Source organism: Crenobacter sp. CS_VA4 (assembly GCF_055597485.1).
In genome coordinates, this window is the sequence record NZ_JBVMAE010000015.1 from 48,187 (window position 1) to 62,613 (window position 14,427).

A 14,427-nucleotide genomic window follows, 5' to 3' on the forward strand; every position below is an offset into this window, starting at 1 on the left:
TCAATGGCCTCGATTAATGGCCGGCCCACAGGCCCAGGTGCTCGACAATCGGGCCCAGTGCCAGCGCCGGGATATAGGTCAGCGCGCCGACCAGCAGCACGGTGCCGATCACGAGCACGACGAACAAGGCGTCGTGGGTCGGCATGGTGCCGCTGCTGACCGGCAGGATCTTTTTCTTCGCCAGCGAGCCGGCCAGTGCCATCACCGGCACGATCATCGCGAAGCGGCCGAACCACATCGCGGCGGCGAGCATGCCGTTATAGAAAGGGGTGTTGGCCGAAAGACCCGCGAAGGCGCTGCCGTTGTTGTTGGCGGCTGACGAGAAGGCGTAGAGGATTTCCGAGAAGCCGTGCGGGCCGGGGTTGGCGACGCCAGCTTGCCCTGCGCTCATCAGCACCGCCACCGAGGTACCGAGCAGCACCAGCGTCGGGGTGACCAGGATCGCCAGCGCGACCATCTTCATCTCAAACGGCTCGATCTTCTTGCCCAGGTATTCCGGGGTTCGGCCAACCATCAGGCCGGCGACGAATACCGCCAGCACCGCCAGTACCAGCATGCCGTACAGGCCCGAGCCGACACCGCCGAAGATCACTTCACCGAGCTGCATCAGCCACATCGGCACCATACCGCCCAGCGCGGTAAACGAGTCGTGCATCGCATTGACCGCACCGCAGGAGGCGGCGGTGGTGATCGCGGCGAACAGGCTGGACGCCGAAATGCCGAAGCGCACTTCCTTGCCTTCCATATTGCCGCCCGACTGGAAGGCGCTGGCCAGTTGGTCGATGCCGAGCTTGCCGAACAGCGGGTTGCCCTGTTGTTCGAAAACAGCCAGGCCGATGGCGCAGACCACGAAGATCACCGTCATCACCGCGAGGATCGCCCAGCCCTGACGGGTATCCTTCACCAGACGGCCGAACACATGGCACAGGCCGGCCGGGATGATGAAGATTGCCAGCATCTCGAGGAAGTTGGAGAAAGCGGTCGGGTTTTCGAACGGGTGCGCCGAGTTGGCGTTGAAGAAGCCGCCACCGTTGGTGCCGATCATCTTGATCGCTTCCTGCGAGGCGACCGGGCCCATCGCCAGGCTCTGGGCGTGGCCGGCGAAACCGGTGTAGCTGACGTAGCCCGACAGGTTCTGCAGCACGCCCTGGCTGACCAGCACCAGCGCCATGATGAACGCCATCGGCAGCAGCAGGTAGAGGGTGATGCGGGTGACGTCGGCCCAGAAGTTGCCGACGTCGGCAGTCTCGCGGCGGGCGAAGCCGCGGATCAGCGCGAAGGCGACGGCGATGCCGGTGGCGGCGGACAGGAAGTTCTGCACCGCCAGACCCATCATCTGGGTCAGATAGCTCATCGTCGTCTCACCGCTATAGCCCTGCCAGTTGGTGTTGGCGACGAAACTGACCGCGGTATTGAACGACGAATCGGCCGACACCGCGCCGAGGTGCTGCGGGTTGAACGGCAGGCCGCCCTGCAGGCGTTGCAGGCCGTAAAGCAAAAGGCCGCCGAGCGCATTAAAGACAATCAGCGCGATGGTGTACTGCTTCCAGCCCATGCCGGCATCGCCGTCGACGCCCAGAAGGCGCATCAAGCGGTTGTCGAAACGTCCGAAGGCGGCACTGCCGAAACGCCCTTCGGCCAGCGGCGCCATCCAGGCACCCATCGGCCTCACGGTCAGGCCGAGCACCGTCAGAAAGACGATCAGCAGCAAAATAGAGGCGCTAGTCATTCAAGATCCTCCGCATTGATCAACGCGACGATCAGATAGGCTGCGAGCCCCAGGGACAGCAAGGCACCGAAGATATACCAGGCGGTCATACGTTCCTCCTGCGCGACAGAACGTCGTAGGCATGAGCCAGGGCCATGCAGGACAGCGCGAACGCGAGTCCCAGTCCCAGCCAGATCAAGTCCGACATGTTGTTTTCCAGAGTGGTTGAATTACACCGTGAGCGTAGGGAAAGCACCGCAAAAAACGGGTTAAAAGAGCCGTGGCCCGTATAAAAAAGTTGTAAAAATCGGCGCAAAAAAAAAGCGCCACGAGACGTGGCGCACAGGGGGGAAGAGGAAAACGAGAAGAGGTCAGGGTGCGAGCTGCTTGAGCTCGATGCGCTTGAGCCAGCGGACGTGGCGCGGGCCGGTACGGGTGTCGTTGAGCGAGAACAGCGCGATCGGCCCTTCGTCGACGCCGATCGGCTGGCCGTTGATCATGTAGGCGACGATGACGCCGTCACCGTTTTTGCTGTTGAACAGCTCCTGCCAGGAAAATACCGCGCGATAGTCGTCGCCGGCCGTCGCCAGCACCGCGAGCTTCTTAGCGTTGTCTGGCTCGGTCGGCAGGGCACGGCTTTTTTCGAGCAGGGTGGTCAGCTTTACTCCGGTGACCGAGTCGAGCTTGCGCATCACCATGCCGGCGTGACCGGTAATCGTGACATCCCGAATGATGACGGCCGGCAAGGCCTTGAGCGCGGCCACGTCGAGGGTGACCGGCTGTCACGGCGTGCTGTCGCCGGACAGGGTCAACGTCGGCGATGAGAAGCGCGGTCCATCGACGGGATTGGGCATGGCGTGAGCGCACGGCAGCAGGGCGGCAAGTGCGAGGGCGGCGAGAAGGCGCCGGAATTGGGGCATCCGAGTTTCTCCATGGAGCGGCGACCTCTGCCTTCCCTTTGCCACCCAGGGTGGCGCGGGCGAGGGCGGGCAGTTCGCCAATCGATATATATTTATTGATATAACGATCGAAATATAAATAAAAATATAACGATGCGCAATGACTTTCATGACAAAAGAGAAGGTGGGCGAACGGAGGCGGGTCAAAAAGTCTTGCCCCGGCACCAGCCGGGGCGGGGGAAGTGGGTGGCCCGGATCAGGCCGCCTGGAGAATCACCGGACTCGTCCGAGCGGTCGCCCCAGCCAACCGACTGTAGTCGAGCGTCATCCGCATGTAGTCGTAACTCGTGCAGATGGCCCGGCGCAGCTTGTCGACCTCGCCGGGGGCCGGGTCGAGGCCGAGCAGCGTGACGACAATTTCCAGCGCCTCCCACGGATGCTCATCGTCATAATGGGCGTGCAGGCGCAGCCATTTCATCGCCTTCTTGCGCGACTCGGACGGGAAGCTGTCCTCGTAGTCGTCCCGCGAGCAGACCAGGCTCGCCCATTCGCCGGTGGCGCCCTCGATCGCATAGTTGGTCGCCGCCATGGCCACCGCCAGCGACTCGCGCTCGCAGGTGTGCCAGCACCAGTGGCTGAGCGACACACTGCCGACCGGCACATTGCCCTCGAGCAGGGCGGCGAGGTCCACGCCACTGGCTTGCGCCCACGCCACCCAATGATCGGCGTGGTTCTGTTCGACACGGATATTGCGGATCAGGTAACGGCGCGCCATTTCCTGCCCCGGGTGATTGCCGTAGCGGATTTTCAGCAGGTTGATCGCCATGTATTGCGGAAACTGTTCGATCACAGGCCAGACGCCGATCAAGAACTGGCGCGTCGTCGCCTCGTCGAGCGAGGCGTCGCGCATCGTCTTGAACAGTTCGTGCTCCACAACGCGTTTCTTGCTGTCGCTGCAGGCCTCCACCAGCTCCCGGGTCCATGCCGGGTAGCTGGAGATGTCCATCAGCGCACCTTCACGTACAAACTGCTTGTTCACGGACAGTCTCCATTCAGAAAATGACGTTCTTGCCTTTGGGCGCCTGACGCGCGGCAGCATTGCCCGCCGTCGAACGGCGCCTTAACAGGAAGTCGCGGGTAAAGGGTTGCGGACGGCCGATCGCGTAGCCCTGGGCGTAGTCGACGCCGATGACGGTCAGCGCCTCGATCACCATCGCATTTTCGACGAACTCGGCGATCGTGCTCTTGCCCATCACGTGCCCGATCTGGTGGATCGCCTCGACCATGGCGCGATCGATCGGATCGTCCAGCATGTCTTTGACGAAGCTGCCGTCGATCTTCAGGTAATCCACCGGCAGGTGCTTGAGATACGCAAACGACGACATGCCGGCGCCGAAATCGTCGAGCGAGAACCGACAGCCGAGCGAGCGCAGCTCGTTCATGAAGCGCGAAGCGCTCGACAGGTTGGCGATCGCGCTGGTCTCGGTGATCTCGAAGCAGATCAGGCTCGGCGGAATGCCGCTGAGCTTGAACTGCTGGTAGAGAAAGCCGAGGAACTGGTCGTCGCCGATCGACGAGCCGGACAGATTGATCGCACAGGTGGCGACCGGGCAGGGCGCCTCGTCGCCCAACAGCTCCGCCAGGGTGGAAAAGGCGGTCTTTACGACCCAGCGGTCGATCAGCGGCATCAGGTTGTAACGCTCGGCCGCCGGGATGAAGGCGATCGGCGGCACCAGCTCGCCGCGCTCGTCGCGAAGGCGGATCAAGAGCTCGAAATGCGCGCTTTCCGGTGCGCCGTGGCTGAGCGCGGCGATGTCCTGCGCGTACAGGCAGAAGCGGCTCTCTTCCAGCGCGTGTTGGATGCGGTTCACCCACTCCATCTCGCCGTAGCGCAACGACAGTTCCGAGTCGTCGGTCTGGTATACCTGCACCCGGTTGCGACCCTTTTCCTTCGCCATATAACAAGCGACGTCGGCGGCGCGCAGCACTTCTTCCAGCGAGGTCGGCCGCGCCTGGATGTGGACCACGCCGATGCTGACGCTGACCGAGAACGGTCGACCGCCCCAGGCGAAGTGCAGGTCGCTGACGGTGTTGCGCAGCGCCTCGGCGATGCCGATCGCGGTTTCCGGCGGACAGTTTTCCAGCAACACGCCGAATTCGTCGCCACCCAGCCGGGCCAGCGTGTCGTTCTTGCGCAGGTGCTGCTGCAACAGCATGCACACCTGGCGCAGCAACTCGTCACCCGCGGCGTGACCGCAGGTATCGTTGACCACCTTGAACTGATCGAGGTCGAGGTACATTAGCGAGTGTACGCCGCTCGGCTGGCGCGGGTTGTCGATCAGCTGCTTCAGGCGTTGCTCGAACTCGCGCCGGTTGACGAGGCCGGTCAGCGCGTCATGGGTGGCTTGCCAGGACAGGCTGGCGATGTACTGGCGCTCGCGCGTCATGTCATGGAAGACCAGCACCACGCCGGTTATGCCCTCGACGCTGTCACGGATCGGCGCGCCGACCATGTCGACCGCCACTTCGCTTTCATCAGGACGGACCAGCAGCAGGTTGCTGATCGCTTTTTCCGATCCATTGGCACCCAATACCCGTGCCAGCGGGTGCATCTCGTGCTGGCGGGTGGTTTCGTCGAGAAGGTGGAACAGTTCGGCCAGCGGCCGGCCGTGCGCGTCGCCGGCGGTGATGCCTATCAGCGTTTCGGCGGCCGGGTTGAGGTATTCGACCCTACCGCTGGTATCGGTGGTGATCACCGCGTCGCCGATCGACGCCAGCGTGACCTGGGCACGTACCTTCTCGGCGCTCAGCGCCGCTTCGGCCAACTTGCGGTCGGTGATGTCGGTGAACGAGCCGGTCATCCGCAGCGGTTTGCCGCTGGCGCCATGCTGCGCCTGGCCGCGGGCGCGGAACCAGCGATAGCCTCCGGACTTGGTGCGCATCCGGTATTCGACGTCGTAGCCGGGGTGACCGCTGAAGTGGGCATTGAACGCGGCGATGGTCGGGCCGTAGTCGTCCGGATGCAGATAGTCGGCGAGCAAGGTGATGTCATTGGTCAGCTCGCCCGGAGCGAAGCCGAGCAATTCCATGTAGCGCGGCGAGTAGTACATGGTGCCGTTCTTGATGTCCCAGTCCCAGATGCCGTCGTTGCTGCCGCTGACCGCCAATTGGAAGCGCTCCTCGCTCAACTGCAGCGCGCGCTCGAAGGCGGCGTTCTGCCGGATCAGCTTGCGGGTTCGCCAGACCGCCAGCAGGATCAGCGCCGCCGCCGCGGCAAGGTTGATCCACAACAGCAGGTCGCGGGTCTTGCGTGACGCCTCACCGAGCGAGGCGGTGAACGCCTGGGCGATCGGCGAGACGTCCTCGTTGATGGTCTGGATACGCTGACGCAGTGCCGTGAGCTGAGCCGGGGTCAGGCTGTTGGCGGTGATGCCGTCGTGCAGCCCCTCGGCGACGTCGGCCAGCAATCCCATATAACGGTCGCCCTCGCGCCAGGCCTGCACCGCCTCGTCGATGTAGCTGATAGCGCGGAAGTGACGGTACAACCAGATCATGCCGGCAATGTCGCCGGGGTGATTGTGGCCTTGCAGGAAACCCTGGTACGCGGTGTCGAGGTCGGGGGTGGGCTGATCGAGCGCAAGCCGCGCCCGACGGTCGCCCAGCGGCACCGCACGGGCGGCCAGGTAGCGCTGGTAATCGGCTTCGTCGCGGGTTTCGGCGTACTGGTTGAGGTAGTAGATCGCGTCTTTCTGCCCCTTCGACCACAGGCTCTCGCCACCGACGTAGGCGCGCACCGAGGACAGCGCGTTCAGGCTGCCGATGCTGAGCACGGCCAGGAGCACCACGACCAGCACGAAGGGCCAGACCATGCCGAGAAGACGACGATTGGTGCTGTTATGCTGGCTGATCATGCCTTCGCGCGACCTCGTAAGGGAAAAAGGCTGAACGAGCAGTCGGCGCTGCCGGCCGTTGGCTTGCTGCCCGGCAGAGTGGCCGGGCTCGATGAATGATGGATGGTTGCTGTCAAAGGGCTGCCGTGTCGTAAATCCAGGTTGCTGGCGGTTTGGCGCCATAGCGGCTGGCTGGATATGGGGTAATGTCATTAGAATAGATTTTTACCGCATTACGAACAAGGTGCATATCACATCGGCACGGCCAATAGTGGCAAAGAAAAACAGCCGGCATGAGGCCGACTGTCGAGGTGGGAACGAAGACGGGTTCAGTTGACGCTAACTGCCGTGAAGTCCTGCCGGCCGAACGGGCTGACGCGGTAGCCGCTCACATTGCTGCGCGTCAGCGCGAACGCGGTCGGGTAGGCGAGCGGCAGCCACAGCGCCTGATCGTTGATCAGCTTCTGCGCCTGATGGTAGAGCTTGCTGCGTTCGGCCAACTTGCTGGTGCGCTTGCCATCTGAGATCAGCTTGTCGAGCTTAGCATCGCAGTAGCGGGCAAAGTTGGTGCCCGATTGCACCGCCGCGCACGAGAACTGCGGGGTCAGGAAGTTGTCCGGGTCGCCGTTGTCGCCCGACCAGCCCATGAACAGCAGATCATGCTCGCCGGCCTTGCCGCGCTTGATCAGCTCACCCCATTCGATCACTTTCACCTGCGCCTTGATGCCGACCTTGGCAAGATCGGACTGCAGCAGCTCGGCGCCGGCCTTAGGGTTGGGGTTGAGCACGCTGCCGGTCGGCCTCACCCAGATGGTGGTGTCGAAGCCGTTCGGGTAACCGGCCTTGGCGAGCAAGGCTTTTGCCTTGGCCGGATCGTAGGCGTAATCGGCCAGCGCCTTATCGTAGCTCCAGGTGTTGGGCGGGAACGGGCGGTTGGCGGCGGTGGCGGTGCCTTCGAACACCACCTTCAGGTAATTGGCCTTGTCGAAGGCGTAGTTGAGCGCCTGACGCACCTCGGCCTTGTCGAACGGCTTGTGCTGGCTGTTCGGCGCGACGAAGGCGGTCATGAACGCCGGGGTCTGCACCACCTTGATCCGTGCGTCGCCGCGCGCCTGCTGCACGTCCTGCGGCTTCGGCGCCAGTGCGATCTGGCATTCGCCCGACTTGACCTTCTGCGCGCGCACGGTGGCGTCCGGGGTGATCGCGTAGACGAGTGCATCGACCTTGGGCTTGGCGCCGAAGTATTGCGGGTTGACCGCGTAGCGCACCACCGCGTCCTTCTGGAAGCTCTTGAACACGAACGGCCCGGTGCCGATCGGCTTGGCGTTCAGCTCGGCGGTCTTGCCGGCGGCCAGGAGCTTGTCGGCGTATTCGGCCGAATAGATCGACGCGAAGCCCATCGTCAGCGTCGACAGGAAGGTCGCGTCCGGCTGGTTGAGCTCGATCTTCACCGTGTTGTCGTCGACCTTGACGACCGACTTGATCAGCTTCGGCCACTGCATCGACTGCGCGTGCGGGTAGCTGGCGGCGGTCTTGTACCAGGGGTGGTTCGGGTCGATCATCCGCTCGATGCTGAACAGCACGTCGTCGGCGTTCAGCGGCCGGCTCGGTTTGAAGTAGTCGGTGGCATGGAACGCGACGTTGCGGCGCAGCTTGAAGGTGTAGCTCAGCCCGTCCGGGCTGACGTCCCAGCGCTCTGCGAGGCCCGGCACGACCCGGCTCTTGGCCGCGTCGAACTCGACCAGGCGGTTCATCAGCACGTCGGCCGACGCGTTGGTGGTCACCAGCGAGTTGTACTGCACCACGTCGAAGCCTTCCGGGTTGGCGTCGGTGCAGACGGTCAGCGCCTTGGCGTTGGCCAATAGCGGCAGGGCAAGCAGGGTAAGGGCGGCGATCGAGGTCGGACGCATGGGTTCTCCGGCGGATTCTTATCGTTGGGTAAAGGTTGGCCGAACCGATGGCGGGTCGTGGCGGCCAGCCGATAGCGTAGTGGAATCGTCAGTTCTCACCAACCACCCCGCCAGCATAACCATAGATCCGGGTGATCTGTAGCGCACCGTCATGAAAAAACGGACCGCCGTGGCGGTCCGTTCGGAAGCAGGGCTGATGCGACTTTGGAGTCGCTGACAAAGCCCAGCGAAGCGGTCCTGCTCGTCGCGCTGCCGCAGACAGTACAAGTCGTACGGCAAGGCAGCGCAACAACGCCGGGAGGGGTTTGTGAGCGACTCTTACTGCGGAACGACGCCCGGCAGGTAGTAGGCCATCACATAGGTCATCAACCCGACGAAGGCGCAGAAGATCAGGCTGTGCTTCAGCGTGAAGCGGAACAGGTCCGACTCCTTGCCTACCAGGCCGACCGCCGCGCACGCCACCGCGATCGACTGCGGCGAGATCATCTTGCCGGTGACGCCGCCGGTGGTGTTCGCGGCGACGAGCAGCGTGTCGTGCACGCCGATCTGATGCGCGGTGGTCGCCTGCAGCGAGCTGAACAGCGCGTTCGACGAGGTGTCCGAGCCGGTCAGGAACACCCCGAGCCAGCCGAGGAACGGCGAGAAGAACGGGAACGCCGCGCCGGTGCCGGCCAGCACCAGCGCCAGCGTCGACGACAGCCCCGAGTAGTTGGCGACGAAGGCGAACGCCAGCACCATGCCGATCGACAGGATCGGTTTCTTCAGGTCGGCCAAGGTTTCGACAAGGGTCGCCGCGCCGTCGCGCGGCTTCATCTTCAGCACCGCCATCGAGATCAGCGCGGCCAGGAAGATCGCCGTGCCAGTGGCCGAGAACAGGTCGAGCTTGAACACCGCCTCGTACGGCTTGGCCGCGTCGACGATAGGCGCGACCTTGATCACCAGGTTATCGAGGTGCGGCACATGGAACTTCAGCACCCAGTGCTCCAGCGCGCCGCCCTTGGCGAACAAGGCCTTGAACGGCTTCAGGCTCCAGATCGTCACCATCACGGTCAGGATGATGAACGGCGACCAGGCCTTGACGATCTGGGCCAGGCTGTAACCGGACGGCTTCGGCGTCGGGCGCGAGCTGCCACCGCCGCCGAACGTCATCGCCGCCGCCCCGCCACCGACACCAACCGCAGCGAAGCTGAACACCTTCTTCGGTTGCCACACCTTCAGGAAGGCGGTCAGGCTCACCAGGCTGACCAGCGCCGAGGTGATGTCCGGCAGTTCCGGGCCGACGTAGTTGGACGTGAAGAATTGCGTGACGGCGAACGAGCCGCCGGCCACCAGCACCGCCGGCCAGGTCTCGCGCACGCCCTTGACGCCGTCCATCATCATCACCAGCCAGAACGGCACGATCACCGACAGGATAGGCAGCTGATGGCCTGCGGTGGCGCCGATATGGAAGGCGTCGATGCCGGTCACCTGGCCGGCGACGATGATCGGGATGCCCATCGCGCCGAACGCCACCGGTGCGGTGTTGGCGATCAGGCACAGTCCGGCGGCGTACAGCGGGTTGAAACCCAGGCCGACCAGCAGCGCGGCGGTGATCGCCACCGGCGCGCCGAAGCCGGCCGCGCCCTCCAAGAAGGCGCCGAACGAGAAGCCGACCAACAGCATCTGCAGGCGCTGGTCCTCGGTGACCGACAACACCGACGCGCGGATGATGTCGAACTGGCCGGTCTTGACGGTGATCTTGTACAGGAATACCGCCGCGACGATGATCCAGGCGATCGGCCACAGCCCGTAGGCGAAGCCGAAGCCGGCGGCGGCCAGCGCCATATCGGCCGGCATCCGGTAGACGAAGATCGCGATCGCCAGCGAGATCAGCACGGTGATCGTGCCGGCGATGTGCCCCTTCAGGCGCAGCACCGCCAGCGCCAGGAAGAAGAAGACGATGGGGATGGCGGCCACCAACGCCGACAGGCCGAGGCTGCCGAGCGGGGTGTAGACTTGGGTCCAGGTTTGCATGGTCAACAGTTCCTCCTCACGGCCGCGAGTGGGCGGCGTGATGTTTTGATTGGACTCGGTGATGTGGGGCGGGACGTGCTTAGCCGTCAGGCTTGATCGGGGCGGGCATGGGTTCTCTCCTTTGTGTTGCAGGGTGCTAACGGGTTGGTCCCGTCTTATTCGCTGTCGGGTGAAGCTATACGGCCGGTTCGGCCAACATCCTGTCGACCAGCTCGATCCAGTGCGCCACCGGCGTGGCGGTGCCGCCTTGCAGGTGGGCGATGCAGCCGATATTGCCGGACACGATCATCTGCGGCTCGGTCTTCGCGAGCGCGGCGAGCTTGTTGTCGCGCAGCCGGTAGGACAGCTCGGGCTGCAGCACCGAATAGGTGCCGGCCGAGCCGCAGCACAGGTGGCTGTCGGCCGGCAGCAGCACGGTCAGGCCCAGCGCCTGCAGCAGCGGCTCGACCCGGCCGCGCAGCTGCTGGCCGTGCTGCAAAGTGCAGGGCGGGTGATAGGCGACCCGCTCGAGTGGTTTGTTACGCACCTTTTCGGCCAACCTTGCCGTCATCGGCACCAGCACTTCGACGATGTCGCGCGCCAGTGCGCTGACGCGCTGCGCCTTCGCAGCGTAGGCGGGGTCGAGGCGCAGGTAGTGGCCGTATTCCTTCACCGTGGCGCCGCAACCGGAGGCGTTGATCACGATCGCCTCGACCCCCTGTTCGATATACGGCCACCACGCGTCGATATTGCGGCGCATGTCGGCTAGCGCCGCTTCCTGCTCGTTCAGGTGATAGCGAATCGCACCGCAGCAGCCGGCGGCGGGTGGCGAGATCAGCTCGATACCGAGCGCGTCGAGCACCCTGGCGGTGGCGTTGTTGATGTTCGGCTGCATCGCCGGCTGCACGCAGCCTTCCAGCATCAGCATCTTGCGCGCGTGCCGACCTTGTGGGCGCACACCGGCCGGCGTTGCCGGCAGCAGCTTGGCCTTGAGCGAGGCGGGCAGCAGCGGCCGCAGGCGCTGGCCGAGCTTGTACGCCGGGCCGAACAGTGCCGGGTTCGGCAGCAGCCTGGCGAGCAGACGCCGCTGCAGCCGTTCCGCAAACGGCCGCGCTACCTGCTGCTCGACCACGTGTCGGCCGATGTCGAGCAGCCGGCCGTACTCGACACCGGACGGGCAGGTGGATTCGCAGTTGCGGCAGGTCAGGCAGCGGTCCAGATGCGTCAGCGTCTTCGCGGTCGGCGTCGCGCCCTCGACCACCTGCTTGATCAGGTAGATGCGGCCGCGCGGCCCGTCCAGTTCGTCGCCGAGCAGCTGGTAGGTCGGGCAGGTGGCGGTACAGAAGCCGCAGTGCACGCATTTGTGCAGGATGCTGTCGGCCTCGATGCCCTCGGGCGTGTCCTTGATGAAATCAGCCAGGTGGGTCTGCATGTATCGATGTCCTGTTACAGCTCGGGGTAGAGCCGACCGGGGTTGAACACGCCGGCCGGGTCGAACGCGGCCTTGAGGCGGCGGTGGATCTGCAGCAGCGGGGCAGGCAGCGGCGTGAATACGCCGGCACTGCGATCACCACCGCGCAGCAAGGTGGCGTGGCCGCCGGCCTGCTGCGCCAACGCGCGAACCTGCTCGGCCGGCGCGTCGCTGCGCCACCAGCGCTGGCCGCCGCCCCATTCGATCAGCTGGCTGCCTGGCAGGCCGAGCGCGGGTGCGGTGCTCGGCAGGGCCAGCCGCCACAAGGGCTCCGCCTCGCCGCGCTCGGCAAAGAATGGTGTGGTCTGCTCGCGCAGCGCCTGCCAGAGGCGCTGGGCTGCGTCGTCGTCGAGCCGCTCGCCGCCGAGCTTCTGGCGCGCGGCGGCCACCGCCGCCTCGGCGCCGCTCAGGCGCAGGTGCAGGATGCCGTCCTCCCAGGCACTGGCGCTGATCGGCAGCGGTTGGCCGGCCCACTGGTTGAGCCGGGTGAGCGCGTCGGTTTCATTCAGTTCGAAGCGCAGTGACGCCTCGGCGAATGGCTTCGGCAGCACCTTCAGCGACACCTGCAGGATCAGGCCCAACACGCCGAGCGAGCCGGGCAGCAGCCGCGCCACGTCGTAGCCAGCGACGTTCTTCATCACCTGGCCGCCGAAGCTCAGCTCCTGGCCCTTGCCGTCCATCAGCACTGTGCCGAGCACGAAGTCGCGCAGCGCCCCGGCGCTCTGCCGGCGCGGCCCGGACAGGCCGGCGGCGACGCAACCTCCGAGCGTGGCGGCAGGGCCGAAATGCGGCGGCTCGAACGCGAGCATCTGCTTCTGTTCGGCCAACGTCGTCTCGATCTCGGCCAAGCTAGTGCCGCAACGTGCGGTAATCACGAGTTCGGCCGGGTCGTAGGCGACGATGCCGGCATAGCCGCGGGTGTCGAGGCGTTCGCCCTGCGGGCTCTCACCGTACCAGTGCTTGCTGCCGCTGCCGGTGATGCAGAGCGGGGTCTTGTCGTGCGACGCCTTGAGGATCGCGTCGCGGAATTGCTGGAGAATCTCGGTCATCTCACGGCCTCAGAAACGGGGCAGGTCGGGGTGGGGCAGCTGGCCGTGGTGCACGTGCAGCTTGCCGTACTCGGCGCAGCGCGCCCGGGTCGGGATCGCCTTGTCGTTGTTGAGCAGGCCGGCCGGATCGAATGCGTGCTTCACCGCGAAGAACGCCTCGCGCTCCTCGGGCGAAAACTGCACGCACATCGAGTTGATCTTCTCGACGCCGACGCCGTGCTCGCCGGTGATGGTGCCGCCCAGCTCCACGCAGGTTTCCAGGATGTCGGCGCCGAACAACTCGGCGCGGTGCCATTCGTCGGCGTCGTTGCCGTTGAACAGGATCAGCGGGTGCATATTGCCGTCGCCGGCGTGGAACACGTTGATACAGCGCAGTGCATACTGCCGCTCCATCTCGGCGATGCGGGTCAGCAAGGTGCCGATATGGCGGCGCGGGATCGTGCCGTCCATGCAGTAGTAGTCGGCCGACAGCCGCCCGGCGGCCGGGAAGGCGTTCTTGCGCCCCGACCAGAAGGTCAGCCGCTCGGCCTCGCTCTGCGACACCTGGATGCGCGTGGCGCCGTTCGCCTCGAGCACCTCGATGGTGCGCGCGATTTCCTCGGCCACCTCTTCGGGCGTGCCGTCCGATTCGCACAGCAGGATCGCCGCAGCCGACAGGTCGTAGCCGGCATGGACGAATTCCTCGACCGCGCGGGTGGCCGGGCCGTCCATCATCTCGAGGCCGGCCGGGATGATGCCGGCGGCGATGATCGCCGCTACCGCGTCGCCGCCCCGGGCGACGTCGTCGAAGCTCGCCATGATCACCTGCGCGGTCTGCGGCTTCGGCACCAGCTTCACCACCACCTCGGTGACCACCGCGAACATGCCCTCCGAGCCGATGAACACGCCGAGCAGGTCCAGCCCCGGCGCGTCCGGCGCCAGCGAACCGAACTCGACCACGTCGCCGTCCATCGTCACCGCGCGCACCCTGAGGATGTTGTGCACGGTCAGGCCGTATTTCAGGCAGTGCACGCCGCCGGAGTTCTCCGCCACGTTGCCGCCGATGGTGCAGGCGATCTGCGACGAAGGATCGGGCGCGTAATAGAGGCCGTGCGGTGCGGCCGCCTCGGAGATGGCCAGGTTGCGCACCCCGGGCTGCACCGTGGCGGTGCGCGCCAGCGGGTTCAGCTCGACGATGTGCTTGAACTTGGCGAGCGACAGCACGATGCCGTTCTCGATCGGCAGCGCGCCGCCGGACAGACAGGTGCCGGCGCCGCGCGGCACCACCGGCACCTTCAATTCACTACACACTCGCAGAATGTGCTGCACCTGAGCTTCGGTTTCCGGCAGCACCACCGCCATCGGCAGGCAGCGGTAGGCGGCCAGGCCGTCGCTTTCATAGACGACGGTGTCCTCCGGCTCGAAAAGGAACTGGCAGTCGGCAAAGGCCTGGCGGAGTTTCTGCACCAGTTCGGCGCGGTGTTCTTGTTCGGCATGCGGCAAAACGACGGTCTCGGTCATGGTGGCTC

General features: G+C 65.1%; 10 protein-coding genes. All 10 read right to left on the reverse strand.

Features of this window, described 5'->3' with window-relative positions:
• Window positions 1-13: 13 nt before the first annotated feature.
• The 10 genes from kdpA to ACZ2IA_RS14965 all read right to left on the reverse strand — a co-directional run bounded on the left by kdpA (window position 14) and on the right by ACZ2IA_RS14965 (window position 14,419).
• Entirely contained in the window at window positions 14-1,729 is a 1,716-nt protein-coding gene (gene kdpA, locus ACZ2IA_RS14920) for a potassium-transporting ATPase subunit KdpA (protein ID WP_470293383.1), read from the reverse strand.
• Window positions 1,726-1,818 carry a K(+)-transporting ATPase subunit F gene (gene kdpF, locus ACZ2IA_RS14925; protein ID WP_470293384.1) on the reverse strand — a complete coding sequence of 31 codons (93 nt, stop codon included), beginning with the start codon at window positions 1,816-1,818 and terminating at the stop codon, window positions 1,726-1,728. The genes kdpA and kdpF overlap by 4 nt, the downstream gene beginning before the upstream one ends.
• A 261-nt stretch (window positions 1,819-2,079) precedes the next feature.
• Complete coding sequence (locus ACZ2IA_RS14930) at window positions 2,080-2,472, reverse strand: molybdopterin-dependent oxidoreductase (protein ID WP_470293385.1); 393 nt, start codon at window positions 2,470-2,472, stop codon at window positions 2,080-2,082.
• Between the two features lie 391 nt (window positions 2,473-2,863).
• Window positions 2,864-3,646 (reverse strand): iron-containing redox enzyme family protein, encoded by a 783-nt coding sequence (locus ACZ2IA_RS14935; RefSeq protein ID WP_470293386.1) that lies wholly within the window; start codon window positions 3,644-3,646, stop codon window positions 2,864-2,866.
• Window positions 3,647-3,659: 13 nt separating this feature from the next.
• Window positions 3,660-6,518, reverse strand: coding sequence for an EAL domain-containing protein (locus ACZ2IA_RS14940; RefSeq protein WP_470293387.1), 2,859 nt, complete (start codon window positions 6,516-6,518; stop codon window positions 3,660-3,662).
• Window positions 6,519-6,826: 308 nt separating this feature from the next.
• Entirely contained in the window at window positions 6,827-8,407 is a 1,581-nt protein-coding gene (locus ACZ2IA_RS14945) for an ABC transporter substrate-binding protein (RefSeq protein ID WP_470293388.1), read from the reverse strand.
• A gap of 318 nt (window positions 8,408-8,725) precedes the next feature.
• Complete coding sequence (locus tag ACZ2IA_RS14950) at window positions 8,726-10,420, reverse strand: lactate permease LctP family transporter (RefSeq protein ID WP_470293389.1); 1,695 nt, start codon at window positions 10,418-10,420, stop codon at window positions 8,726-8,728.
• A gap of 175 nt (window positions 10,421-10,595) precedes the next feature.
• Complete coding sequence (glcF, locus tag ACZ2IA_RS14955; RefSeq protein WP_470293390.1) at window positions 10,596-11,831, reverse strand: glycolate oxidase subunit GlcF; 1,236 nt, start codon at window positions 11,829-11,831, stop codon at window positions 10,596-10,598.
• 14 nt (window positions 11,832-11,845) lie between these two features.
• Entirely contained in the window at window positions 11,846-12,919 is a 1,074-nt protein-coding gene (gene glcE, locus ACZ2IA_RS14960; protein WP_470293391.1) for a glycolate oxidase subunit GlcE, read from the reverse strand.
• A 9-nt stretch (window positions 12,920-12,928) separates the two neighbouring features.
• Window positions 12,929-14,419 (reverse strand): FAD-linked oxidase C-terminal domain-containing protein, encoded by a 1,491-nt coding sequence (locus ACZ2IA_RS14965; RefSeq protein WP_470293392.1) that lies wholly within the window; start codon window positions 14,417-14,419, stop codon window positions 12,929-12,931.
• Between the last annotated feature and the right edge of the window lie 8 nt (window positions 14,420-14,427).

What these genes read in the sequence shown, in the direction of transcription:
- kdpA (WP_470293383.1), bottom strand. Translation starts at nt 1,729, where the DNA reads ATGACTAGCGCCTCTATTTTGCTGCTGATCGTCTTTCTGACGGTGCTC.
- kdpF (WP_470293384.1), bottom strand. Translation starts at nt 1,818, where the DNA reads ATGACCGCCTGGTATATCTTCGGTGCCTTGCTGTCCCTGGGGCTCGCA.
- ACZ2IA_RS14940 (WP_470293387.1), bottom strand. Translation starts at nt 6,518, where the DNA reads ATGATCAGCCAGCATAACAGCACCAATCGTCGTCTTCTCGGCATGGTC.
- ACZ2IA_RS14945 (WP_470293388.1), bottom strand. Translation starts at nt 8,407, where the DNA reads ATGCGTCCGACCTCGATCGCCGCCCTTACCCTGCTTGCCCTGCCGCTA.
- ACZ2IA_RS14950 (WP_470293389.1), bottom strand. Translation starts at nt 10,420, where the DNA reads ATGCAAACCTGGACCCAAGTCTACACCCCGCTCGGCAGCCTCGGCCTG.
- glcF (WP_470293390.1), bottom strand. Translation starts at nt 11,831, where the DNA reads ATGCAGACCCACCTGGCTGATTTCATCAAGGACACGCCCGAGGGCATC.
- glcE (WP_470293391.1), bottom strand. Translation starts at nt 12,919, where the DNA reads ATGACCGAGATTCTCCAGCAATTCCGCGACGCGATCCTCAAGGCGTCG.
- ACZ2IA_RS14965 (WP_470293392.1), bottom strand. Translation starts at nt 14,419, where the DNA reads ATGACCGAGACCGTCGTTTTGCCGCATGCCGAACAAGAACACCGCGCC.